Raw genomic sequence first — 20,746 nt, forward strand, 5'->3', positions numbered from 1 at the left:
CTCAGCTCTCCTTCTGAGTGGTTTCTACGGTTTCGGCCTCTTGCGCCGCGCCGGGCTGGGCCTTCTCGCCCCTGCCGAAGCCGAGCAGGAGTGCGGCGATGACGAACGAGACGCCGGTCGCCACGAGGATCCCCAGGCTGGAGCCGAGCCAGCCGCCCTTGGGAGTGACCGCGATGTAGGCGAAGATGCTGCCGGGCGACGGGGTGGCGACCAGCCCGGCGCCGGTGATCATGAAGGTGAAGACGCCGGCCGCGCCGCCCGCGATGACGGCCAGGATCAGGCGGGGCTTCATGAGCACGTACGGGAAGTAGATCTCGTGGATGCCGCCGAAGAAGTGGATGATCATCGCGGCGGGGGTGGTGGGCCGCATGGCGCGCGGGCCGAAGAGCAGGAACGCCAGCAGCAGGCCGAGGCCGGGTCCGGGGTTCGACTCCAGCATGAACAGGATCGACTTGCCGCTCTCCGCCGCCTCGGCGACGCCGAGCGGGCTGAGCACGCCGTGGTTGATGGCGTTGTTGAGGAACAGCACCTTGGCCGGCTCGATGAGCACGGACGCGATCGGCAGCAGGTTGTTGGTGATCAGCCATTCGACGGCGTCGCCCGCCGCGCTGGTGACGGTCTGCATGACCGGGCCGATGGCGTAGTAGCCGACGATGGCCATCGCGCCGCCGACGATGCCTGCCGAGAAGTTGTCGACCAGCATCTCGAAGCCGGCCTTGGTCCGCTGCTCCGTGAACTTGTCCACATATTTCAGGACCAGCGCGGCCAGCGGGCCGATGATCATGGCGCCGAGGAACATCGGCTTGTCCGTGCCCACCACGACGCCCATCACCGCGACCGCGCCCACGACGGCTCCGCGCTGATCGTGCACCATCCGCCCGCCGGTATAGGCGATGAGGACCGGAAGCAGGATGCGGATGATCGGGTCGACCATCTGGGCGAGCGACTCGTTCGGCAGCCAGCCGGTCGGGATGAACAGCGCGGTGATGAGACCCCAGGCGATGAACGCGCCGATGTTCGGCATGATCATGCCGGCCAGATGGCCGCCGATGCGCTGGATGGTGGCCTTGACCCCGGTTCCGGTGACCGGGGGTGTGTAGGTGTCGGCCATGGGAGGTGCTCCTTTGGAGGATGAGCAGGAGATCAGCCGGGTTGCGGGAGTGCCGCGGGTACGGCGGTGGAGAGCGGACGTTCGGGGTCGGGCCGGCACACGGTGACGGCGTCGATGTCGATGTGGGCGGGGCCCGGCATGCGGCTGCCGGGCTGCTGGACGGCGGCGGCGCCCCAGGCGAGCGCCTGCGCGAGCGCGCCGGGGCCGCTGCCGCCCGCGGCGAGGAAACCGGCGAGCATGGCGTCGCCCGCGCCGACCGAGCTGCGCGGCACGGCGGCGGGGGCCTCGCCGTACCAGGTGCCGGCCTCCTCGACCAGGACGGCGCCGTCGGCGCCCAGGCTGGCAAGCACTGTACGCGCTCCCGCCGCGCGCAGCTCGCCCGCCGCCGCGACCACGTCGCCCAGGCTCCCGATCGGCATGCCGGTGGCCGCCGACAGCTCCTCCAGGTTGGGCTTGACCAGGTCGGGAGCGGCATCGAGCGCGTACGACAGCGCGGGCCCGCTGGTGTCGATCGCGACGTGGATGCCGGCCCCGGCGAAACGGCGGCACAGCGTGGCGTAGACGTCGGCCGGCACCTCGGGCGGCAGGCTGCCGGAGGCGACCACCCAGTCGGCGCCCTGGCCGCCGGAGTGCGCCGCGTCCAGCACGGCCTCGGCGATCGTGTCGAGCTCGGCGGGCGACAGCGCCGTGCCGGGCTCGTTGATCTTGGTGACGGTGCCGTCAGGCTCGGCCAGCGTGACGTTCGACCTGGTCGCGCCGGACACCGGCACGGTCACCATGTCCAGCCCCTCGGCGGCCAGCAGGCGGACGAGCTGCCTGCCCTCGTCGCCGCCGTACGGCACCACCGCCCGGCTCGCCACCGCGTTGGCGAGCAGCGCGCGCGAGACGTTGACCCCCTTGCCGCCGGGGTCGAGGTGGGCGGTGGCGGCGCGGATGACCGTGCCCCGGTCGAGCGAGGAGATCTCGATCGTGCGGTCGAGGCTGGGATTGAGCGTCAGGGTGACGATCACGCCCTGATCACCTCCGGTCCTGCGGCGGCCACGTCGGCGGCCTGGGCCACGTCGAGGCCGGTGTCGGTGATCACCACGTCGATCTCGCTCAGCTCGGCGAACGTCGCCAGGTAGGTGTTGCCGAACTTCGTGTGGTCGGCCAGCAGCACGCTGCGCTGCGCGGCCTTGACCATGGCCCGCTTGATCGCCGCCTCGGCCGGGTCGGGCGTGGTCAGGCCGCGGGTCAGCGAGCAGCCGTTGGTCGCCATGAACGCGACGTCGACGTTGAGGTGGGCCAGCGGGCGCAGCGCCCAGTCGTCCACGGTGGCCAGCGTCTTGCCGCGCAGCCGGCCGCCCAGCATGATCACGTGCAGGTTGGCGCGCGCGGCCAGGGCGGTGGCCAGCGGCGGCGAGTTCACCACGACCGTCAGCTCCCGGTCGGCCGGCAGCACCTTCACCAGGCGGCCCGTGGTGGTGCCGGCGTCGATGATGATCGATCCGTCCTCGGGCAGCTCGGCCAGCGCGGCCTTGGCGATGCGTTCCTTCTCGGCCGTCATGACCTCGTCGCGGGTGGCCAGCGCGGGCTCGAACCCCAGCCGCTCGACGGGGATCGCGCCCCCGTGCACGCGGCGCAGCACGCCCGCACGCTCCAGCGCCGTCAGGTCGCGGCGGATCGTCTCTGTGGTCACGTCGAGCTCGGCGGCCAGCGTCACCACGTCGACGCGGCCCGCGGCACGCGCACGTCGCAGGATCTCCTGCTGCCGCTCCTCGGCGTACATGATGTTGATTCACCGCCGTTTCGTGTTGGTTTCATCTGTGTTTATACCCGCTTAGTTGGGCAGGTCAAGGGTGTACTGGGGAGATCTGGTAGTTATAGGCGGATGCGAACCAAGGTCCTGGGATCCCTGCTCCTCGCCGGCACCCTCACCGCCGCGATCGCGACACCCGCGAAGGCCGCCGCCGCGCCCCGAGTCCCCGCGGGCACCACCGCGGCGTGGGTGGTGTTCGACCGTCAGGCAGGGAAGTTCGTCGCGCTGCGCAACGCGCACCGCAAGTACCGCTCCGCCTCCGTCGTCAAGATCCTCATCGCGATCGACTACCTGGAGGGGCGCAGGACCGTGCCCCCCGCCGACGCCAAGCTGCTCAAGATCATGCTGCGGTCCAGCGACGACGACGCCGCCTCCGCGCTCTGGGACCGGCTCGGCAAGGGGCAGATCATCGTGCGGCAGGCCCGCAGGCTCGGCCTGGCCGACACCACCCCGCCGCCCGCGTCCAAGCCCGGGTTCTGGGGCTACACCTCGCTCAGCGCGTACGACATCGTGCGCACGTACCGCTACCTGCTCGACAAGGCCGAGCCCCGGGTCAGGGACACCATCCTCGGTCACCTGCGCAAGGCCACGCCGTGCGGCACCGACGGCTTCGACCAGACCTTCGGCATCCCCGACGGCGTGCCCAAGCCGCACGCCGTCAAGCAGGGCTGGTCGGGCTTCGGCACCAGACCGCCCGCGCCGTGCACGGGCAACGCCAACCACGCCGCCGGTACCGCCGCCGCGGGCGGGGCCGTGGGGGCGTCCATCTCGTGGGTCGCGCAGCGGGCCACGGGCTCGGGCGTGCCCGACTACGGGCGGCCGGTGCTGCACACGACCGGGCTGGTGGGCCCTGGCGAGCGGTACGTGATGGCGGTGCTCACCGCCCACCCGGTCGGCGGCACGTGGAACGCCTCGGTCAAGCGCATCACCACGCTGACCCGCGACCTCTACCGCTCGATCACCCGCTGATCCCGCCGCCGGGCGTCCTGTCCTATGGGGCGGGTGGGTGGCCGGTCGCCAGGGTCTCGCTCACGCGCTGGCACCGCCGCCTCGCCGCCCCCGTCAGGGCTTCGTTCCGCCGGAGAGGGCGGCGGCGCGTTCCTGTTCGAGGCGGACCTTCTTCGGTACGCACATCCGCCACGCCTCCAGCACCAGCTCGCGCATCTCGTCGGGATCGAGCGCGGCCACGCGCGCCTCCACCCAGTTGAAGCGCATGTCCGGCTCCCGGGGCAGGAGGAACTTGTCGGGCTCGGCGGCCACCAGCGCCGCGCGCTCCTCCTTCGGAAAGCCGAAGCCCATGATCGTCTCGTCGCGCGAGAACGCCACGTAAACGATCCTGCCCACCCGGAACTTGATCCGGTCGCGGATGAGATGTTCGCTCGTGCGCGGCAGCGTGAGCGCGAACCGGCGGACGTCCTCGACGGTGACCACGCCGCCAGGCTACTCCGCCCAGAGCCCGCGCCCGCAGCGCCTCCAAGAGCGATCGCTAGAGCTCCCGCAGCTCGTCTACAGGACCTTGGCGGCCAGCCTGATCTCCTCGAGCAGCACTTCGAGGTCCGCCTCCGTGGTGTCCGGGTGCAGGAAGCAGGCGCGCAGCGCGTCCCGCCCGCCCAGCCGGGTGCCGGTGATGAACGCGTTGCCGCGCACCTGCACCGCGTACGGCAGCGCCCGGTTGAGCGCGTCGAGATCGCGATCGCGCGGCGTGTGACGGAAGGCCGCGATCGAGGTGGTCACGGGGGCGAGCAGCTCGAAGTCGGGCGCCTGCTCGACCATCGCGGCGAGCGTGCGCGCCAGCCCGGAGGTGTGCTCCACGAGCCGCTTGATGCCGGCCCGGCCCAGGTGCGACATGGTCGCCCAGGTCTTCAGCGCGCGGAACGGGCGGGTCTGCTCCGGTCCGTACTCGGCGAACCAGCCCAGCTCGCCCGCGTTCTCGTCCACCAGGTACGACGGCACCAGGCTGAACGCCGCCCGCGCCGCCCCGGGATCGCGCAGCAGCGCGCACCCGCAGCCCACCGGCACGCCCAGCCACTTGTGCGGGTCGAGCGCCAGCGAGTCGGCCCGGTCGAGCCCCCGGTAGTGCGGTGCGGCGTCGTCGGCCAGCACGCCGAGCGCCCCGTAGGCCCCGTCCACGTGGAACCAGATTCCGTACGCGGCGGCCACGTCGGCGATCTCGCCGAGCGGGTCCACCGCGCCGGAGTTCACGGTGCCCGCGCTGGCCGCCACGCAGAACGGCCGCAGCCCGGCGTCGAGGTCCTCGGCGATCATGCGCCGCAGCGCGGCCGGGTCCATCCGGTACGCGCCGTCCACCGGCACCTTGCGCACGTTGCGCGCGCCCAGGCCGAGCAGCTCGGCCGCCTTGCGCAGGCAGCTGTGCCCCTCCTCGGTGACGTACAGGACCATCGGCGCCCGCCCGGACAGGCCGTCGCGGCGGACGTCCCAGCCGTCGGCCAGCGCCGCCCGCTGCCGGGCCGCCGACAGGCAGATCACCGTCGCCATGGACGCGCCGCTGGTCAGCAGCCCGCCGCCGGGCGGGTGCGGGAATCCGACCAGCTCGGCGAGCCAGCGCACGACCGTGCGCTCCAGGTGCGGGCCCGCGTGGTCGCCGCCCGCGCAGCTCGGGTTGAGCGCCGCGGCCAGCGGCTCGACCAGCACGCCGGCGGGGTTCGGCGGCGAGTTCACCCAGCCGAAGAAGCGCGGGTGGCCGTTGCCCATCGGGTACGGCAGGATGTGCTCGCGCGCGTCCTCCAGCAGCGCGCCCAGCGGCCTGCCGGTCTCCGGCAGCTCCTGCCCGGCGATCCAGGCCAGCTCGTCATCGGGCACCGGCCGCCACACCGGGCGCGAGGCGAGGCCGTCCAGGTGGCCCGCCACCAGCCCGGCGGCCCGCATCCCGGCCGTACGCAGCACCTCGGCCCGCATGCCGGACGTCGGCGGCTCATCGGCCCGGACACCGGCCGTCCCCGGCTCATCGGCCCGGACACCGGATGTACGCGGCTCATCCATCGCGCGGCTCCCTCCCCGTCTCGTGCCGCCCGGCTCCGTGGTGTCCCGCCGCGCCCGAGAGACCAGGCGTCAGCTCCATGGCGAGGTAGAAGACGCAGCCGCTGCCGGGATCGCCGGCGAAGGCGTGGCGGCAGTCGCCCGGGTAGTAGGCGGAGTCGCCCGCGCCCAGCTCGTACGGCCGCCCGTCGATCGTCAGCAGCAGCCCGCCGCGCTCGACGGCGAGGTACTCGCGCGACCCCGGCGCGTGCGGCGCGAACTCGCCCGCGTCCACGCCGGGCCCGATGGTCGTGCGCATGAACTCGAACTCCACGTCGCCGAGCACCGGCGACAGCACCCGCCGCTCCCAGCCCGACGGGTCGCGCAGCACCCGCTGCTCGGCGTGCCGCAGCACCCGCACGCCGCCGTGCGCGGGCTCGTCGAGCAGCCGCGAGATGGACGTGCCCAGCGCCGTGGCCAGCCGGTCGAGCACCAGCACGGTCGGAGTCTTCGCGCCCCGTTCGACGTCGGAGACCATGCTCCTGCTGATGCCGCTCAGCTCGGCGAGCCGCTCGATGGACAGCCCGCGCGCCCGCCGCTCGTCGCGGATGCGCCTGCCCAGCTCGGCCATGGACAGGCCGCTGGACAGCACCCCTTCGCCAGTCATTCCTCCACTATAGCGATGCTTTGTCCGCTTTAATGGATTCCTGGTACGCCTTCAGCACCTGCTTGCGCCGCTTGGCCGGCAGGCGGTCGATGTAGAGGTGGCCGTCGAGGTGGTCGGTCTCGTGCTGCAGGCAGCGCGCCAGCAGGCCGGTGCCCTCGACGGTGACGGGCGCGCCGGTCACGTCGAAGCCGCGCACGATGGCATGGTCGGGGCGGGGGAGCGGTGCGTACTGGCCGGGCACCGACAGGCAGCCCTCGTCGCCCGCGTCGAGGTGCCGCTCGCCGAGGCTCGGCAGCTCGAGTTCGGGGTTGACGACCACGCCCTTGTGCTGCTTGCCCTCGGCGTCGGGGCAGTCGTAGACGAAGACGCGCAGCGACACGCCGATCTGATTGGCGGCGAGGCCGACGCCCTCGGCCGCGTACATGCTGGCGAACATGTCCTCCACCAGCGCCGCCAGCTCGTCGTCGAAGCGGGTGACCGGCTCGCAGGGATTGTGCAGGACGGGGTCGCCCACGAGGGTGATCGGCCGGACCTCTGCCACGGACTCCGCCTTTCATGCAGTTCTCGTACGTCGTCGGGAAAAGTCTACGTACGCTGATCGATGTCTTGTCATGTGAGACAATATCTCTTGAATGATGAGACAGCGGCTAGGGTGGTGGAGTCCGCGATTGGAAGGAGTTCACCGATGAACGCCGTCTACACCCACGGCCACCACGAGTCCGTGCTGCGCTCGCACCGCTGGCGCACCGCCGAGAACTCCGCCGCCTACCTGCTGCCTCACCTGCGACCGCACATGAGGCTGCTCGACGTGGGCAGCGGACCCGGCACCATCACCGCCGACCTGGCGGGCCGCGTGGGGCACGTGACGGCCTCGGAGGTGAACGACGACGCCCTGGCCCTGGCCAGGGCCGAGATCGCCGCCAGGGGGCTGACGAACGTCGACTTCGCCGTGGCCGACGTGCACGACCTGCCGTTCCCCGACGGCTCCTTCTGCGTCGTGCACGCCCACCAGGTGCTCCAGCACGTGGGCGACCCCGTACGCGCGCTGCGCGAGATGGGCAGGGTCACCAAGCCCGGCGGCATCGTCGCCGCCCGCGACAGCGACTACGCCGCCTTCGCCTGGTGGCCGCGGGTGCCCGCGCTGGACGAATGGCTGGCCCTGTACGAGAAGGTCGCCCGCGGCAACGGCGGCGAGCCGGACGCCGGGCGGCGGATGCTGTCGTGGGCCCGCGCCGCCGGCTTCGGCGACGTCACCGCCACCTCGTCCACCTGGTGCTTCGCCACCCCGGGCGACCGGGAGTGGTGGGGCGGCATGTGGGCCGACCGCATCCTCGCCTCCGCGATGGCCCAGCAGGCCCTGGCCACCGGCGCCGCGACCGAGGCCGACCTGAGGCGCATCTCGGCGGGCTGGCGCGAGTGGGCGGCGGCCGAGGACGGCTGGTTCTCCGTCCTGCACGGCGAGATCATCTGCCGCGTCCCCGCCTGACCCGCCGTACGCGCGCCGCGGGAGCCTGACGCGCAGGAAGGGTGGCGCGGCGGGCACCCGGTCACGATGCCACGGCCTTGATCGCGCGAGCCGAAGAGGCGGCATGCGCCGGGTAATGACCGCACAATGCCCGGCCGCAACCCTGGCCGAGAGACCGTTCCCGATGGAGATTTGAGCGGGCGGGGAGACCTCCCTCTCCCCGCCCTTCGGCCGCCCGCCGCCTGGCGGGTGCGGCGGGGAGCGCCGCAGAAGGTCCAGTCAGTCCAGGGAAAGGGAAAAGGATGTCCGCATTCGCCAGAGGTGCCGCCGCGATCGCCGCCGCGCTGGCGCTGACCGCCCTGTCAGCCGGGCCCGCGCAGGCCGCGGGATCGGCAGCGAGCGCCGGTACGGTGTGCGTGACCGCGGTCGAACCCGACCGCGCCGTCTGCGTCTCCGCCGATCCGGGCTTCCACCCGCTCCAAGCGTCCGTCACGCGAGCGCAGAACCTCAGTTTCAACGCCGTACGGCTGCGCCCCGCCGAGGGGATCAGCGTCGCCTGCCTCGCTCCCGGCGCTTCGGTCACCTACTCCCAGCCCCGCAAGATCCTCGGCATCGACGTGCTCTCCAGCAGCACGTGCGTCGTCTGACCGGCTGACATGATCCGGCCCCGGGCGAGCCGCCCGGGGCCGCAATCCGGACGTCTAGCGGCCGACGGTGCGGACCCGCTGCCACTGCGGGTCGCGGTAGAGGACCATGTCGGTGCCGATCATCTCGTCGGGCGCCGACACCATCGCGATCTCGCCCGCCGCCTGCAGCTGCAGCAGCAGGTCGCGGACGCGCGGGCCGACCGGCAGCCGGCCCGCGGGCAGGCCGAGGCCGTTCCTGACCGTGTCGGCCACCTCGGACAGGTGGAACGGGCCGTCGAACCCCGCGACGACGCCGCGCACGATGGTCATCGTGATCAGGTGCTCGGCCTCGGCGTGCGCGAGCTGCCAGGTCACCTGCTCCTTGCGACGGCCGGTGCCGGCGCAGGAGGTGCACGGGCGCACCAGGTCCGGCGCCACCTCCTCCTCCGCCGTGCCCAGGCAGGCCGAGCACAGCCCGCTCTCGGCGGCGTGCACCTCGGCCGTCATCCGGCCGGCCATCAGCGCGCCGCACACGCAGGCGAACGTGTCACCCAGGATGCCGGTCTGTGGGGAGATCGCATGCTTGGTCACCGAGCCGACTCTACCGGTGATCGCCGCGTGCGCCGTCCCACGTGTCCCGCATGTCACTCCGGTCACACGGCGGAGAACGGGCCACATGGCGAAGCGGCGGTCAGAGCCGGACGTCGGCGAGGCCGCGCAGGCGGCGCAGCGCCTTGCGGGCAGCCGACACGACCTTCTCGTCCGGATGGTGGTCGATCAGCACCTGTAGCACCCGTCCCGTCCACGGATGGTCGCAGAAGGCGAGGATCGCGATCGTGCCGGCCTGCTCGTCGGCGTCCATCCCCATCGAGATCGACTCGATGACCTCGCGGATCTCGCCGCCGAACTCCAGCAGCGCCGCCGCCATGTCCACCAGCACCCAGGACATCTCCTCGGGCGCGGGACGCCGGTTGTCGCGGCCGGTCCTCGCCGCGATCACCGCGCCGAGCTTCGGCTGGTCGAGCAGCCGGGTCAGCGCCAGCCGCCCCTCGTCGCCGAGCGCCGTGGACAGCACCTCCACGCCGACCGCGCGGGCCAGCGGGCTCACCGTGCCGAGCGCGGAGGCGATCTCGGCGGCCGCGTCCGCCTGTCCGCGGCCCTTGAGCCAGCCGGCCAGCTCCTCGGTGCGCTCGGCCTCCGGGTACGAGCGCAGCCCGTGCAGCAGCGCCGCCGCGTCCGCCTCGGCCAGCGAGCCCATGACGGGGATCTCCTGCCCGGTGGTCTCGGCGATGATCTGCCGCGCCACCCACAGGCCGAGCCAGCTCAGCGTGTACGGCTCCTCCTGCCGCACCAGGCCCAGCCCGGTCAGCGTGGCGGAAGGCGCGCTCGCGGCCGGCTCCCTGGACAGGAACAACCTGATCAGCTCCAGCAGCAGGCCCTCGTCGCCGGCCAGCCGTTCGCGGCAGTGCGCGGCCCAGAAGCCGAGCACGTCCGAGTCCTCGGCGTCCGGCTTCAGCTCCCCGGCCTGCTCGCTCACCTCCTCGAACGAAGGCGCCGAGCGTACGGCGGAGGCGAGCGTGGCCGCGGCGGGCAACCGGATCGGAGGCTGCAGGGGCAGTGTGTCGTCGTCGTAGGAGCTCACCCGCCCATCCTGGCGCGAGATCTGGGCTAAAGTGCCCTCTGACACCGAAAAGCCGGAAGAAAGGAGGCGCTGAGATGTTCCGCACGTCCATGGGCGCGCTCCGCGCCCGCTTCTGCTTCTCGGAGGATGCATGCGTTTCCGTCCCGCCCGGCGAGACGATCTAGACCGCCTGCTCGGCTGCGTCGTCGACGAGCCGATCAGCTGGGCCCACCCGGATCGGCTGCTGACGTTCCTCGGCACCGGCAGCTACCGCTACGACCGCATCTGGCTCGCCGAGGACGAGCAGACCGGCGAGATCATGGCCCGCGCCGTCTGGTGGAGCTTCCCCGACGGCGACCGCCCGCTCGCGCTCGACTGCCTGTACGTCCACCCGTCCGTCACCGATCGCCGCGCCCTGGCCGCCGAGCTGCTGCGCCGCGCCCACGACGCCTACGGGACCGTGCCCGAGTACCACGTGTTCGTCACCCCGGGCTGGCGCGACGACCCGGGCACGCGCGCCGCCGTCGGCTGGCGATGGGAGGCGGCCGGCAAGGCCGGGCTGACGGAGGAGCTGGAGCGCCTGCGCTACGCCTGGACCGACGGCGAGGCCCCGGTGCCGGAGCCGTCACGGCGGCTGGTGTTCCGCGCCGATGACGACGACGAGGCGTTCGTGGCGGCGTTCCGCCGGGTGGCGGAGGGCACGCTCGACTTCCACACCCGCCAGGCGCTGGCCGTCATGGACCCGGAGGAGCAGGCGCGCGCGGACGTGCGCGACTACACGTCCATGCGCGGCGACCGGTCATGGTGGCGGCTGGCCTACGACCACGGCGGCGACCTCGTCGGGGTCGCGCTGCCGTCGGCCAACGACGCCGGTCCCGTGGTCGGCTACCTCGGGGTCGTGCCGGAACGGCGCGGCCAGGGGTACGTCGACGACCTGCTCGGCGAGATCACCCGCTTCCACGCCGGACGCGGGGTGCGGCGCATCGCGGCCGACACCGACGTGGGCAACGTGCCCATGGCGCGGGCGTTCGAGCGGGCCGGCTACCGCGTCTTCGCCGTCCGGCTGGTCCTGTCGGCCGCCACGGGACGTTCCGTCTGACACGCTGAGCGATCGCCGTACGGCCGCTCGGCGACGCCGGCCGACCGTACGGCGACGCTCATCGACCGTACGGCGATCGCCGCCCGAACTCCCGCGCGTCACGTCTTGCGCCATCGGCGCACGCTTGTTCTGATCGACAAGTGAGTGCTTACGAGGCGGTCTACCGGCGCAGCATCGAGGAGCCCGAGGCGTTCTGGGGCGAGGCGGCCCGCGGCATCGAGTGGGACACGGCGGCGAGCACCGTGTACGCCGGCGGACGCTGGTTCCCCGACGGGCGGCTGAACACCTGTCACAACGCGCTCGACCGGCACGTCGCGGCCGGCCGGGGCGAGCAGGCGGCGCTGATCCACGACAGCCCGGTCACCGGCGTCACCCGCACCTACACCTACGCCGAACTGCTGGAGGAGACGGCGAGGACCGCGGGCATGCTGCGCGGGCTCGGCGTCACCGCCGGCGACACCGTGGTCATCTACATGCCCATGGTGCCCGAGGCGGTGGTGGCGATGCTGGCCTGCGCCAGGCTCGGGGCGGTGCACTCGGTGGTGTTCGGCGGGTTCGCGGCCGGGGAGCTGGCGGTGCGCATCGACCACGCGCGGCCCAAGGTCGTGCTGTCGGCGTCGTGCGGGATCGAGCCGAGCCGGGTGGTGGCGTACAAGCCGCTGCTCGACGACGCGCTCGCGCAGGCGAGCCACCGGCCTGACCGCTGCGTGATCCTGCAGCGGCCGCAGTGCCGCGCCGAGCTCACCGAGGGCCGCGACCTCGACTGGGCGCAGGCCGTCGCGGCGGCCGAGCCCGCCGGGTGCGTGAGCGTGGCCGCGACCGACCCGCTCTACATCCTCTACACCTCCGGCACCACGGGCGCGCCCAAGGGCGTCGTGCGCGACAACGGCGGCCACGCGGTCGCGCTGCACTGGAGCATGTCGAACGTGTACGGCGCCGCGCCGGGCGAGGTCTTCTGGGCCGCCTCCGACGTGGGCTGGGTGGTCGGCCACTCCTACATCGTCTACGGGCCGCTGCTGGCGGGCTGCACCACCGTGCTGTACGAGGGCAAGCCCGTCGGCACCCCCGACCCCGGCGCGTTCTGGCGGGTGGTGGCCACGCACGGCGTGCGCACGCTGTTCACCGCGCCGACCGCGATCCGCGCCATCAAGAAGGAGGACCCTTCCGGCGAATACGCGAAAAAGCATGATCTGTCGGGGCTGCGGTACCTCTTCCTCGCCGGCGAGCGCCTCGACCCCGACACCTACCACTGGGCTTCCGGCCTGCTCGGCATCCCCGTCATCGACCACTGGTGGCAGACTGAGACCGGCTGGCCCATCGCCGCGAACTGCGTCGGCATCGAGCGGCTGCCCGTCAAACCCGGCTCGCCGACCAAGCCCGTGCCCGGCTGGGACGTCCACATCCTCGACGGCGAGGGCCGCGACTGCGCGCCCGGCGCCGAGGGCGCGGTCACCGTCAAGCTGCCGCTCCCGCCCGGCGCGCTGCCCACCCTCTACCGCGACCCCGAGCGCTTCACCCGCTCCTACCTCGACCGCTATCCCGGCCACTACCTGACCGGCGACGGCGGCCACTTCGACGCCGACGGCTACCTCTACGTCATGGGCCGCATCGACGACGTGATCAACGTCGCCGGGCACCGCCTGTCCACCGGCGCGATGGAGGAGGTCATCGCCGCGCACCCCGACGTCGCCGAGTGCGCCGTGATCGGCGTCGCCGACGAGCTGAAGGGCCAGCTCCCCGTGGGGTTCGTGGTGCTCAAGGCGGGCACGTCCCGCGACCCGCAGGAGGTGGAGCGCGAGCTGACCGCCCTCGTACGCGAGCGCATCGGCCCGGTCGCCGCCTTCCGCCGCGCCGTCGTGGTGTCCCGGCTGCCGAAGACCCGGTCGGGCAAGATCCTGCGCGCCACGATGCGTGACATCGCCGACGGCCGCCCGTACACCACCCCGTCCACCATCGAGGATCCCGCGGCGCTGCCGGAGATCGAGACCGCGCTGAAGGGTACGTGACGATCAGGGCGAACCCCGACCGTCCTGGCGAACCGCCTGCGGCGCTCGGGACCGACGACGCATGATGGGACATCCCCAGTCCCCCGGGAGAAGGCCATGATCGAAACCCCGAGCTACGCCGACGCCCTGAGGATCCTCGGATGCAAGGACACCAGGCTCGTCAAGGTCATCGGGCTGGCCTCGGCGGCCGAGCGCACCGGCTGGGCGCTGTCCGGCGGGCCGCAGCTCTCCGGCGGCCTGCGCGACCTGCGCGATGCGATCGTCGCCTACGGCGAGGACGTCGTACGCCGCCTGCCCGAGCTGCGGGCCGGGGTGGACCGGCACACCCGCACCCGCCGCCTGGCCGCCGCGCACGCCGCCGTCGTCGTGTCCGCCTACTTCGAGGCGCTCGGCGAGGCCAAGCTGCCGTTCACGCTCGACCGGCTCGACCGGGGCGAGCAGATCTCCCGGGTGGTGCCGGCGGCGGAGCGCTTCACCCGGCTGGTCGCCGAGCTGCTGCTGGAACGCCTGCCCACGCCCGAGCCGCACGTGCCGTACGCCGACACCCGCGCCGCCGTGGAACGTGCCTACCTGCGCATGTCGGAGTGCCTGGCCGCGTACGTGAGCGGCCTGTCCTTATGGGACGAGCTGCCCGTGGACGACCAGCTCCAGCTCCCGCGCCTGCTCGCCGACGGGCCGCCCGCGCACGCGCTGCGCATCTACGACGAGGACTACCGGTCGCTGGCGCTCGACAGCCACGAGTTCGGGGTGCGCAGCCTCGTCACCGAACCGCCGCCGCCCGCCACCGCCCTGTCGCGGGTGGCCTGGCTGCTCGCCGAGCTGGCACCGCCCCGCGCCGGCGACCGCCCCATGATCCACCGCGTCAGGATGGCCGCCAACGCGCTCGACCAGCCGCTGCTCGTAGTCGGCAAGCTGCCGGAGGACGTCTACCTGCCGCTGCTCGGCGAGGGCTACCTGAGCCCCCGCTGCCGGGTCGCCGAGCTGACCCAGGAGTCCACGCCCGCGCTGCGCGGCTGGTGGGAGGGCCAGCGGATGCTGGCCGACACCGAGGCGTTCCTCGTCGGCCACCTCACCTCGCTGCGCGCCACCCAGGTGCCGCTGCTCGTGCTCGGCGAGCCCGGCTCAGGCAAGACCAAGCTCACCGAGGTGCTGGCCGCCCGGCTGGCCCGCTCGGAGTTCCTGCCGATCCGGGTGGAACTGGGCAGCGTGCGGGCGCGGGCGAGCGTCACCGAGCAGATCGAGCAGGCCGTGGCCGAGGCGCTGGGGGAGGAGGTGGCCTACGCCGACCTCGTCGCCGCCGCCGACGGCGCCATGCCGGTCATCCTGCTCGACGGCATGGACGAACTGGTCGCGGGCGCCGCCGCCCGCTACGACTACCTGGAGCGGGTACGCGAGTTCCAGGTCAGGGAGGCCGAGGCCGGGCGGCCGGTCGCGGTCATCGTGACCAGCAGGACGGTGGTGGCCGACCGCGTCCGCTTCCCCGACGGGCTGATCGCGCTGGAGCTGCGGCCGTTCGACGACGACCAGGTACGCCAGTGGCTCGACGTCTGGGACCAGGCCAACCGCGCCCTGCTGGCCAGGCGCGACCTCACCCCGCTGCCGCCCGAGGCGGCGCTCGCCCACGGCGAGATGGCCAGGCAGCCGCTGCTCCTGCTGCTGCTCGCGCTCTACGACGCCGGCGGCAACGCGCTCCAGCGCGACCACGGGCCGCTCGGCCGCGCCCGCCTGTACGAGGTGCTGCTGCGCGACTACACCGAGCGCGAGACAGGAGGCGCGCACCGCGTCCTCATCGACCAGGAGCTGGTGCTGCTCGGCGCGGTCGCGCTGTCCATGCTGGCGCGCGGCAGCCAGGTCATCACCGACGAGCAGCTCGAACGCGACGTGCCCGCCCTGTGCCGCGGCGGCGAGGACGAGCCGGACGACGACGTCGAGCCGGGCGGCTGGGCCCGCAAGGCCACCGAGCGGTTCTTCTTCGTCCGCCGCCGCGGCCACGCGTTCCTGCACGCCACCTTCGGCGAGTTCCTCGTCGCCTGGATCACCATGTACGCGCTGCGCGACCTCGACCGGCGCCGCCGCCTGGCCGGCGACGAGCCGCTCGCCCTCGTGCAGGCCGTGGACGACGACCTGCTGTACGCCGTCACCTCGCACTCCTGCCTGGCCGAGCGCACCCCCACCATCGGCTTCATCCTGGAGCTGCTGGCCGAGGTGCCGTCCGCGGTCCGCGCCCGCTGTGTGGATCTGCTCACCGGGCTGCTGCGCCGCGCCCTGCACGAGCGGACCCGCCGCCACTTCACCAAGTTCCGTCCGGTCCGGCTCACGATGACCCGCCGCCTGGCCGCGTACTCGGCGAACCTCGCCCTGCTCATCGTCTGCGCATCCGAGCAGCCCGTCGCGGTCTCGGCCCTGCTGGGCGGCCCCGACCACCTCGAACGCTGGTCCACGCTCACCCACCTGTGGAAGGGGGAGCTCGGCCAGGAGGGCTGGACTGGCCTCGTCACCACTCTGGCCGCCCGCCGCGTCGTCGTGGATGGCCGCGAGGACGTCATGCTCGGAGGCGGCGCCGACTCCGCCGGCATGGGCGACGTCGTCACCGCGATCGCCACCGGCCACGACTCCCGGCACCGGCGCCTGCTCGACCTGCTGCTGCGCGCGCTGGGCGCGGGGGAGGCGCTGCCGTTCGGCCAGCGGGTGGCGCTCATCGAGGAGCTGCTGCGCACCGCCGGCGTCCGCTCGCCCGCGCTCTACCGCGCCCTGGGCGCGCTGTGGTACGAGGAGGGCGCCGACCGCACCGTCCTGCGGCCCCTGCTGCGCACCCTGCTCGACGACCCCGCCGACCGGATGGCGACCTGGGAGCAACTGGTCAAGGCCGGCATCCCGGAGAGCGCCCTGTGGGAGATCCAGCAGGCCGCCCTCCTGCAGGGCGAGTGACCGTACCCCTTGCGCGGTAGCGCGAGTACCGCCACGGCGGTATCGCGCGGGGCGGAGACGCCGCACTACGGTGCGGGTATGCGGACGACCGCTCTCGTGCTCGTCATGGCGGTGAGCGTGCACGCCTCCACCGTCATGGCGTACGCCAACCAGCCGCACGCCCGGCCGCTCGACCTGCTCGGCCACGTCCTGCTCGCCGCCTCCGCGCTCGGCCTGGCGCCGCTGCCCAGGCGTCCTGACCTGGCGCTGGCCGTGTGCGCGGGAGCGGCGGCGGTGATCTTCGCCCGCGGCTACGCGATCGCCCTGTGGCCGGTGCCCGCGCTCATCGCGCTGTTCGCCACCATCGCCGCCGGGCGCAGAACCGCCGGGTGGGCGGGGGCGGCGTGCTCATGGTGCTGCTCGCCTCGCTCACCCTGCTGCCCGCCCTGCTGGCGCTGATCGGCACCGGCATCGACAGGTTCTCGCTGCCTCGCAGGAGCGGGGGAGTGCCGCTGTCGTACCGGTGGAGCAAGGTCGTGCAGCGCCGCCCCTGGACGGCGGGAGCCGTGGCGCTGGTCGCGCTCACCACGCTGGCCCTGCCCGCCACGCACCTGCGCGTCGGCTGGTCCGACGCGCAGAACCGGCCGGTCACCGACACCACGCGCCGGGCGCACGACCTGCTCGCCAAGGGCTTCGGCCCCGGCACGGCGGGGCCGCTCATCCTGGCCGCGCCCGCCACACCAGAAGGCGGGGCCGAGCTGCGCACGGCCGTCCGGCAGGCGGCCGGCACACCCGGCGTCGCCCGCACCCTCCCGGCGGGGGAGAGCGCCGCGCTCGTGATCCCCGAGACCGGCCCCCAGGACGAGCGCACCGAGGACCTCATCCACCGGCTCCGCGCCGAGCTGCCCGAGCAGGTGCTGGTGACGGGCTCGACCGCGGCCGCCGCCGACTACGCCCGCCACACCGCCGACCGGCTGCCCTGGGTGGTGTGCGCCGTGCTGCTCGCCGCCTTCGCGCTGCTCGTGCCCGTGTTCAGGAGCGTGGTCCTGCCGCTGAAGGCCATCGTGGTCAACCTGCTGTCCATCGGCGCCGCCTACGGGGTGGTGGTGGCGGTGTTCCAGCTGGACGTGCTCGGCCAGGGCACCGCGGGACCCATCGACGCGTGGGTGCCGATGATGCTGTTCACGATCATGTTCGGGCTGTCCATGGACTACGAGGTGTTCTTGCTGTCGAGGATCAGGGAGGAGTACCTGAAGGACCGCGACAACACCCGCGCGGTCGCGGACGGGCTCGCCAGGACCGCCGGGGTCATCACCTCCGTGGCCACGATCATGATCTGCGTGTTCGCCGCGTTCGGCGCGTTCGACGATCGCGCGCTGCGCATCATGGGCGTGGGACTGGCCGTCGCGGTGCTGGTGGACGCCACAGTGGTGCGGCTGGTGCTCGTGCCCGCTGCGATGGAGGTGCTCGGTGACCGCAACTGGTGGTTCCCCGGACTGACCTTTCGGAGGCTGACACCTGGGCAGAAATCTACGTAATATCCCAATATCACGAGCGTTGGGGGCGCCAGGGTGCCAGGGCAGAACGTGGGTGTGGTAGTGGATCCGGCCGTCCGGCTGGAGGACGCGACGACGTTGCGCGCCAACGCCCCGCTGCTGTCCAGGATCAAAGCCGGATGGGTGCCGCCCGCCGAGGTGGTCCCGGCCCGCCGCCGCAGCCCGTCGAGCGCGCTGCTCCTGGCCGCCACGCCGGTGGTCATCGCGCTCATGGCGGTGCTGCTGGCCTCCCGGTACGCCGCCGCCGGCTTCGTGCTGCTCGGCACGTACGTCTTCATCGTCCTCATCAAGATCGCCTCCATGAGCGAGGTCCCCGAGGACGACCGCCCGCACGAGCGCGCCGTCTACGAGAAGGCCCGCCTGTACGAGGGCCGCTACCTGCTCCCCGAGGACTTCGACGAGGAGGCCGCGGCCGTCCTGGCCAGGGCGCAGCGCGCGATCGGCACCGTGCTGCGCTCCCACGTCAACGCCGAGGGCCTGCTGGACGGCGCGCGCAACGGCGTGATGCTGCCCGCCCAAGAGTGGGAGATCGCCCGGCTGCTCGCCAAGCTGTCGGCGCTGCGGATGGAGCACCGCGAGCTGCTGGCCAGGGGCATCGCCCCCGAGGTCGCGCAGGTCATCGAGCCGCTCGAACGCGCCCTGGCCGGCAGCGAGGCAGCCGTGGTGGCCCGTGTTGAGGCGCTGGAACGTTACGCCGGCCACGTCGCCGAGGCCGAACGCGCGTACCACGCCCGCAGCCAGATCGAGGAGCTGCGCGCCCGGCTGCCGCGCTACGAGGAGCTGCTCGCCGAGTCGGGCGCCGACAAGCTGTCCGTACCCGAGATCGACCGGCTGGCGCAGGACGCCGACGCGCTGGAACGCACCTTACGCCGCAGTGTGAAGTCCGCCCACGAGGCGTTCCGCCACCTGGAGAGCTGACGACCGGACAGGAACACGCGCGGAGGATCGAGGACGTGCCCGGACGATACGCGAAGGTCATCGTCGATCCGTCCGTGCCGGACGAGGTCGCCGCGGTGCTCCGCGACAACCGCAAGCTCCTGCTCAGGATGCGGGCCGGGTGGGTGCCGCCCTCCATGGGCCGCCTGCCGCTGGCGGGCGCCGCACGGGCCGCCGCAGCGGTGACCGCGCTGATGGCGGCCGTCTACGGGCTCGTGCTGTTCAACGCCGAGCGCTACACCCCGTTCGTGGTGATCATGACGGCGTCGGCGCTGCTCATGGTCGCCGTCCTGCTCAAGCCGCGGCCCGACGCCCAGACGCGGCGGCGCATGGCCCTGGAACGCGAGGTCTACGAGATCGCCCGCGCCCACGAGGGCCGCTACGTGCTGCGCGACCGCCTCGACGAGCAGGCCAGGGCGCTGCTCACCCGCGCCCAGACGGCCATCGACCAGGTCATGTCGTCCAGCGTGCACGCCGAAGGGCTGCTGGACGGCGCGCGCAACGGCGTGATGCTGCCCGCCCAGGAGTGGGAGATCGCCCGGCTGGTGGCCAAGCTGTCGGAGCTGCGCGCCGAGCACCAGGCGATCATCGCCGAGGGCGTCACCCCCGAGGTCGAGGCGGTGGCCGAGCCGCTGGCCCGCGCGCTCGACAGCAGCGAGAAGGCGGTGCTCGCCCGCGTGGAGGCGCTGGAACGCTACGCCGGTCACGTCGCCGACGCCGAACGCGCCTACCGCGCCCGCAGCCAGATCGAGCGGCTCGGGGCCAGGCTGCACCGCTACGAGGAGCTGCTGGCCGAGACCGGCGCGGACGGCGCCGAGATCCCCGAACTGAAGCGGCTCTCCGACGACGCCGACCGCCTGGAGCAGGCGCTGCGCGACAGCGTCAGCTCCGCGCACGAGGCTTTCCGCCACCTCGGCGACTGACTTCGCTTAGGATCCGGGCTGTGGCGGACATGGTGATCGATCCGGAAATACCGCCCGACGACGCCCGGCTGCTCAGCGACGGCCGCCGTGTCCTGCTGAAGATGCGCGCCGGCTGGGTGCCCCGGCCCAGGGCGAGCAGCTCCGGCAGGCGCGTGCGCAGGGCAGTGGCCGCCAGTGCCGCTGTCTTCCTGTGCGTGCTGCTCGGCTTCGGCGCGCTGCGCATCGGCGTCAGCCTCCTGCTGCTCCTCGTGCTCGGCCTTCCCTTGCTGATGGTGGTGTTCACCCGCGACGACCTGTTCGAGGACGAGGTGACCGAGTACGAGCGCGGGCTCTACGAGCGGCTGCGCTGGTACGAGGGCCGCTACGTGCTCCCCGACGACCTCGACGAGTCGGCCGCCCGCCTGCTGGAACGCGCCCAGCGCGCCATCGCCTCCGTGACCGGCTCCCGCGTCAACGCCGAGGGCCTGCTCGACGACGTGCGCAACGGCGTGATGCTGCCCGCCCAGGAGTGGGAGATCGCCCGGCTGCTCGCCAAGCTGTCCGCGCTGCGCACCAAGCACAGGGAGACCGTGTCCAAGGGGCTCACCCCCGAGGTGGAGGCCGTGGCCGAGCCGCTGGCCCGCGCGCTCGACGACAGCGAGGCGGCGGTGCTGGCCAGGGTCGAGGCGCTGGAGCGCTACGCCGCCAACGTCGGCGAGGCCGAGCGCGCGTACCTGGCGCACCAGCAGATCGAGGAGCTGCGCGGGCGGATGCACCAGTACGAGGAGCTGGTCGCCGAGACGGCGCCGGCGGGCTCGCCGTACCGGAGATCGAGCGCCTGGCCCAGGACGCGGACCGGCTGGAACAGGCGCTCAGGCGGAGCATCAGCTCCGCCCGCGAGGCGTTCCGCTCCCTGGACCCGGGAACCGCCGAGCCGGACCCCGGATCCCCTAGCCGGCCCCGGATCTCGTGGGTCGGACCCTGGATCTCGTGGGTCGGACCCTGGATCTCGTGAGTCGGACCCTGGATCCTCCAAGGCGCCCTGACGGCGGCGGGCCGGAGATGCCCCGACCGTC

At 73.0% G+C, this 20,746-nt stretch carries 20 protein-coding genes; 11 read left to right on the forward strand and 9 right to left on the reverse strand.

Annotation, left to right across the window (positions count from 1 at the left end; genetic code table 11):
- Position 1 precedes the first annotated feature (1 nt).
- From mtlA to ACFMQL_RS30860, 3 genes are read right to left on the reverse strand one after another with little or no spacing between them, the layout of a single operon-like run.
- Positions 2–1,111: a mannitol-specific PTS transporter subunit IIC gene (mtlA, locus tag ACFMQL_RS30850; protein ID WP_378788280.1), complete on the reverse strand. Its 1,110-nt coding sequence runs from the start codon at positions 1,109–1,111 to the stop codon at positions 2–4.
- Between the two features lie 32 nt (positions 1,112–1,143).
- Positions 1,144–2,121, reverse strand: a complete 978-nt coding sequence (gene pfkB, locus ACFMQL_RS30855; protein WP_378788282.1) for a 1-phosphofructokinase — start codon at positions 2,119–2,121, stop codon at positions 1,144–1,146.
- Positions 2,118–2,879: a DeoR/GlpR family DNA-binding transcription regulator gene (locus tag ACFMQL_RS30860; protein ID WP_364053166.1), complete on the reverse strand. Its 762-nt coding sequence runs from the start codon at positions 2,877–2,879 to the stop codon at positions 2,118–2,120. The genes pfkB and ACFMQL_RS30860 overlap by 4 nt, the downstream gene beginning before the upstream one ends.
- Before the next feature lie 102 nt (positions 2,880–2,981).
- Between ACFMQL_RS30860 and ACFMQL_RS30865 the strand changes: the two genes are divergently transcribed.
- A complete protein-coding gene (locus ACFMQL_RS30865; RefSeq protein WP_364053163.1) occupies positions 2,982–3,878 on the forward strand; it encodes a hypothetical protein in 897 nt (298 codons plus the stop codon).
- Between the two features lie 93 nt (positions 3,879–3,971).
- Here ACFMQL_RS30865 and ACFMQL_RS30870 read toward each other — a convergent pair whose 3' ends face one another.
- The 4 genes from ACFMQL_RS30870 to def form a co-directional block, all read right to left on the reverse strand.
- Positions 3,972–4,340, reverse strand: coding sequence for an MmcQ/YjbR family DNA-binding protein (locus ACFMQL_RS30870; protein WP_364053160.1), 369 nt, complete (start codon positions 4,338–4,340; stop codon positions 3,972–3,974).
- 75 nt (positions 4,341–4,415) lie between these two features.
- A complete protein-coding gene (locus tag ACFMQL_RS30875; protein WP_378788286.1) occupies positions 4,416–5,909 on the reverse strand; it encodes a pyridoxal phosphate-dependent decarboxylase family protein in 1,494 nt (497 codons plus the stop codon).
- Positions 5,902–6,552: a helix-turn-helix domain-containing protein gene (locus ACFMQL_RS30880; RefSeq protein ID WP_378788288.1), complete on the reverse strand. Its 651-nt coding sequence runs from the start codon at positions 6,550–6,552 to the stop codon at positions 5,902–5,904. Before ACFMQL_RS30880 ends, ACFMQL_RS30875 begins: the two co-directional genes overlap by 8 nt.
- A gap of 7 nt (positions 6,553–6,559) precedes the next feature.
- Positions 6,560–7,093, reverse strand: coding sequence for a peptide deformylase (def, locus tag ACFMQL_RS30885; protein ID WP_364053151.1), 534 nt, complete (start codon positions 7,091–7,093; stop codon positions 6,560–6,562).
- Between the two features lie 60 nt (positions 7,094–7,153).
- Here def and ACFMQL_RS30890 point away from each other — a divergent pair, with 60 nt between their 5' ends.
- On the forward strand, positions 7,154–8,038 hold the full coding sequence (locus ACFMQL_RS30890; protein WP_364053148.1) for a class I SAM-dependent methyltransferase: 885 nt from the start codon (positions 7,154–7,156) through the stop codon (positions 8,036–8,038).
- Between the two features lie 281 nt (positions 8,039–8,319).
- On the forward strand, positions 8,320–8,664 hold the full coding sequence (locus ACFMQL_RS30895) for a hypothetical protein (protein WP_378788291.1): 345 nt from the start codon (positions 8,320–8,322) through the stop codon (positions 8,662–8,664).
- Between the two features lie 54 nt (positions 8,665–8,718).
- Here the strand turns inward: ACFMQL_RS30895 and ACFMQL_RS30900 are convergent, their stop codons facing one another.
- Together ACFMQL_RS30900 and ACFMQL_RS30905 are read right to left on the reverse strand one after the other, a co-directional pair.
- On the reverse strand, positions 8,719–9,234 hold the full coding sequence (locus tag ACFMQL_RS30900; RefSeq protein ID WP_364053142.1) for a hypothetical protein: 516 nt from the start codon (positions 9,232–9,234) through the stop codon (positions 8,719–8,721).
- A 100-nt stretch (positions 9,235–9,334) separates the two neighbouring features.
- Entirely contained in the window at positions 9,335–10,285 is a 951-nt protein-coding gene (locus tag ACFMQL_RS30905) for a hypothetical protein (protein WP_378788293.1), read from the reverse strand.
- A 130-nt stretch (positions 10,286–10,415) separates the two neighbouring features.
- Here ACFMQL_RS30905 and ACFMQL_RS30910 point away from each other — a divergent pair, with 130 nt between their 5' ends.
- The 8 genes from ACFMQL_RS30910 (at position 10,416) to ACFMQL_RS30945 (ending at position 20,716) form a co-directional block, all read left to right on the forward strand.
- Positions 10,416–11,363, forward strand: coding sequence for a GNAT family N-acetyltransferase (locus tag ACFMQL_RS30910; RefSeq protein WP_364053136.1), 948 nt, complete (start codon positions 10,416–10,418; stop codon positions 11,361–11,363).
- Between the two features lie 140 nt (positions 11,364–11,503).
- Positions 11,504–13,369: a propionyl-CoA synthetase gene (locus ACFMQL_RS30915; protein WP_364053133.1), complete on the forward strand. Its 1,866-nt coding sequence runs from the start codon at positions 11,504–11,506 to the stop codon at positions 13,367–13,369.
- 96 nt (positions 13,370–13,465) lie between these two features.
- Positions 13,466–16,297 carry an NACHT domain-containing protein gene (locus tag ACFMQL_RS30920; protein WP_378788295.1) on the forward strand — a complete coding sequence of 944 codons (2,832 nt, stop codon included), beginning with the start codon at positions 13,466–13,468 and terminating at the stop codon, positions 16,295–16,297.
- 78 nt (positions 16,298–16,375) lie between these two features.
- On the forward strand, positions 16,376–16,735 hold the full coding sequence (locus ACFMQL_RS30925; protein ID WP_364053127.1) for a hypothetical protein: 360 nt from the start codon (positions 16,376–16,378) through the stop codon (positions 16,733–16,735).
- Complete coding sequence (locus ACFMQL_RS30930; RefSeq protein ID WP_378788297.1) at positions 16,666–17,814, forward strand: MMPL family transporter; 1,149 nt, start codon at positions 16,666–16,668, stop codon at positions 17,812–17,814. The genes ACFMQL_RS30925 and ACFMQL_RS30930 overlap by 70 nt, the downstream gene beginning before the upstream one ends.
- Positions 17,815–17,862: 48 nt before the next feature.
- Positions 17,863–18,750, forward strand: coding sequence for a hypothetical protein (locus ACFMQL_RS30935; RefSeq protein ID WP_364053121.1), 888 nt, complete (start codon positions 17,863–17,865; stop codon positions 18,748–18,750).
- 35 nt (positions 18,751–18,785) lie between these two features.
- Positions 18,786–19,691, forward strand: a complete 906-nt coding sequence (locus ACFMQL_RS30940; protein WP_364053118.1) for a hypothetical protein — start codon at positions 18,786–18,788, stop codon at positions 19,689–19,691.
- A gap of 20 nt (positions 19,692–19,711) precedes the next feature.
- Positions 19,712–20,716: a hypothetical protein gene (locus tag ACFMQL_RS30945; RefSeq protein WP_378788300.1), complete on the forward strand. Its 1,005-nt coding sequence runs from the start codon at positions 19,712–19,714 to the stop codon at positions 20,714–20,716.
- The last annotated feature ends 30 nt before the right edge of the window (positions 20,717–20,746 follow it).

This window comes from Nonomuraea fastidiosa, assembly GCF_042751225.1.
GTDB classification, from domain to species: Bacteria; Actinomycetota; Actinomycetes; order Streptosporangiales; family Streptosporangiaceae; genus Nonomuraea; species Nonomuraea fastidiosa.

What these genes read in the sequence shown, in the direction of transcription:
- mtlA (WP_378788280.1), bottom strand. Translation starts at nt 1,111, where the DNA reads ATGGCCGACACCTACACACCCCCGGTCACCGGAACCGGGGTCAAGGCC.
- ACFMQL_RS30860 (WP_364053166.1), bottom strand. Translation starts at nt 2,879, where the DNA reads ATGTACGCCGAGGAGCGGCAGCAGGAGATCCTGCGACGTGCGCGTGCC.
- ACFMQL_RS30865 (WP_364053163.1), top strand. Translation starts at nt 2,982, where the DNA reads ATGCGAACCAAGGTCCTGGGATCCCTGCTCCTCGCCGGCACCCTCACC.
- ACFMQL_RS30875 (WP_378788286.1), bottom strand. Translation starts at nt 5,909, where the DNA reads ATGGATGAGCCGCGTACATCCGGTGTCCGGGCCGATGAGCCGGGGACG.
- ACFMQL_RS30880 (WP_378788288.1), bottom strand. Translation starts at nt 6,552, where the DNA reads ATGACTGGCGAAGGGGTGCTGTCCAGCGGCCTGTCCATGGCCGAGCTG.
- ACFMQL_RS30890 (WP_364053148.1), top strand. Translation starts at nt 7,154, where the DNA reads ATGTCTTGTCATGTGAGACAATATCTCTTGAATGATGAGACAGCGGCT.
- ACFMQL_RS30895 (WP_378788291.1), top strand. Translation starts at nt 8,320, where the DNA reads ATGTCCGCATTCGCCAGAGGTGCCGCCGCGATCGCCGCCGCGCTGGCG.
- ACFMQL_RS30910 (WP_364053136.1), top strand. Translation starts at nt 10,416, where the DNA reads ATGCGTTTCCGTCCCGCCCGGCGAGACGATCTAGACCGCCTGCTCGGC.
- ACFMQL_RS30920 (WP_378788295.1), top strand. Translation starts at nt 13,466, where the DNA reads ATGATCGAAACCCCGAGCTACGCCGACGCCCTGAGGATCCTCGGATGC.
- ACFMQL_RS30925 (WP_364053127.1), top strand. Translation starts at nt 16,376, where the DNA reads ATGCGGACGACCGCTCTCGTGCTCGTCATGGCGGTGAGCGTGCACGCC.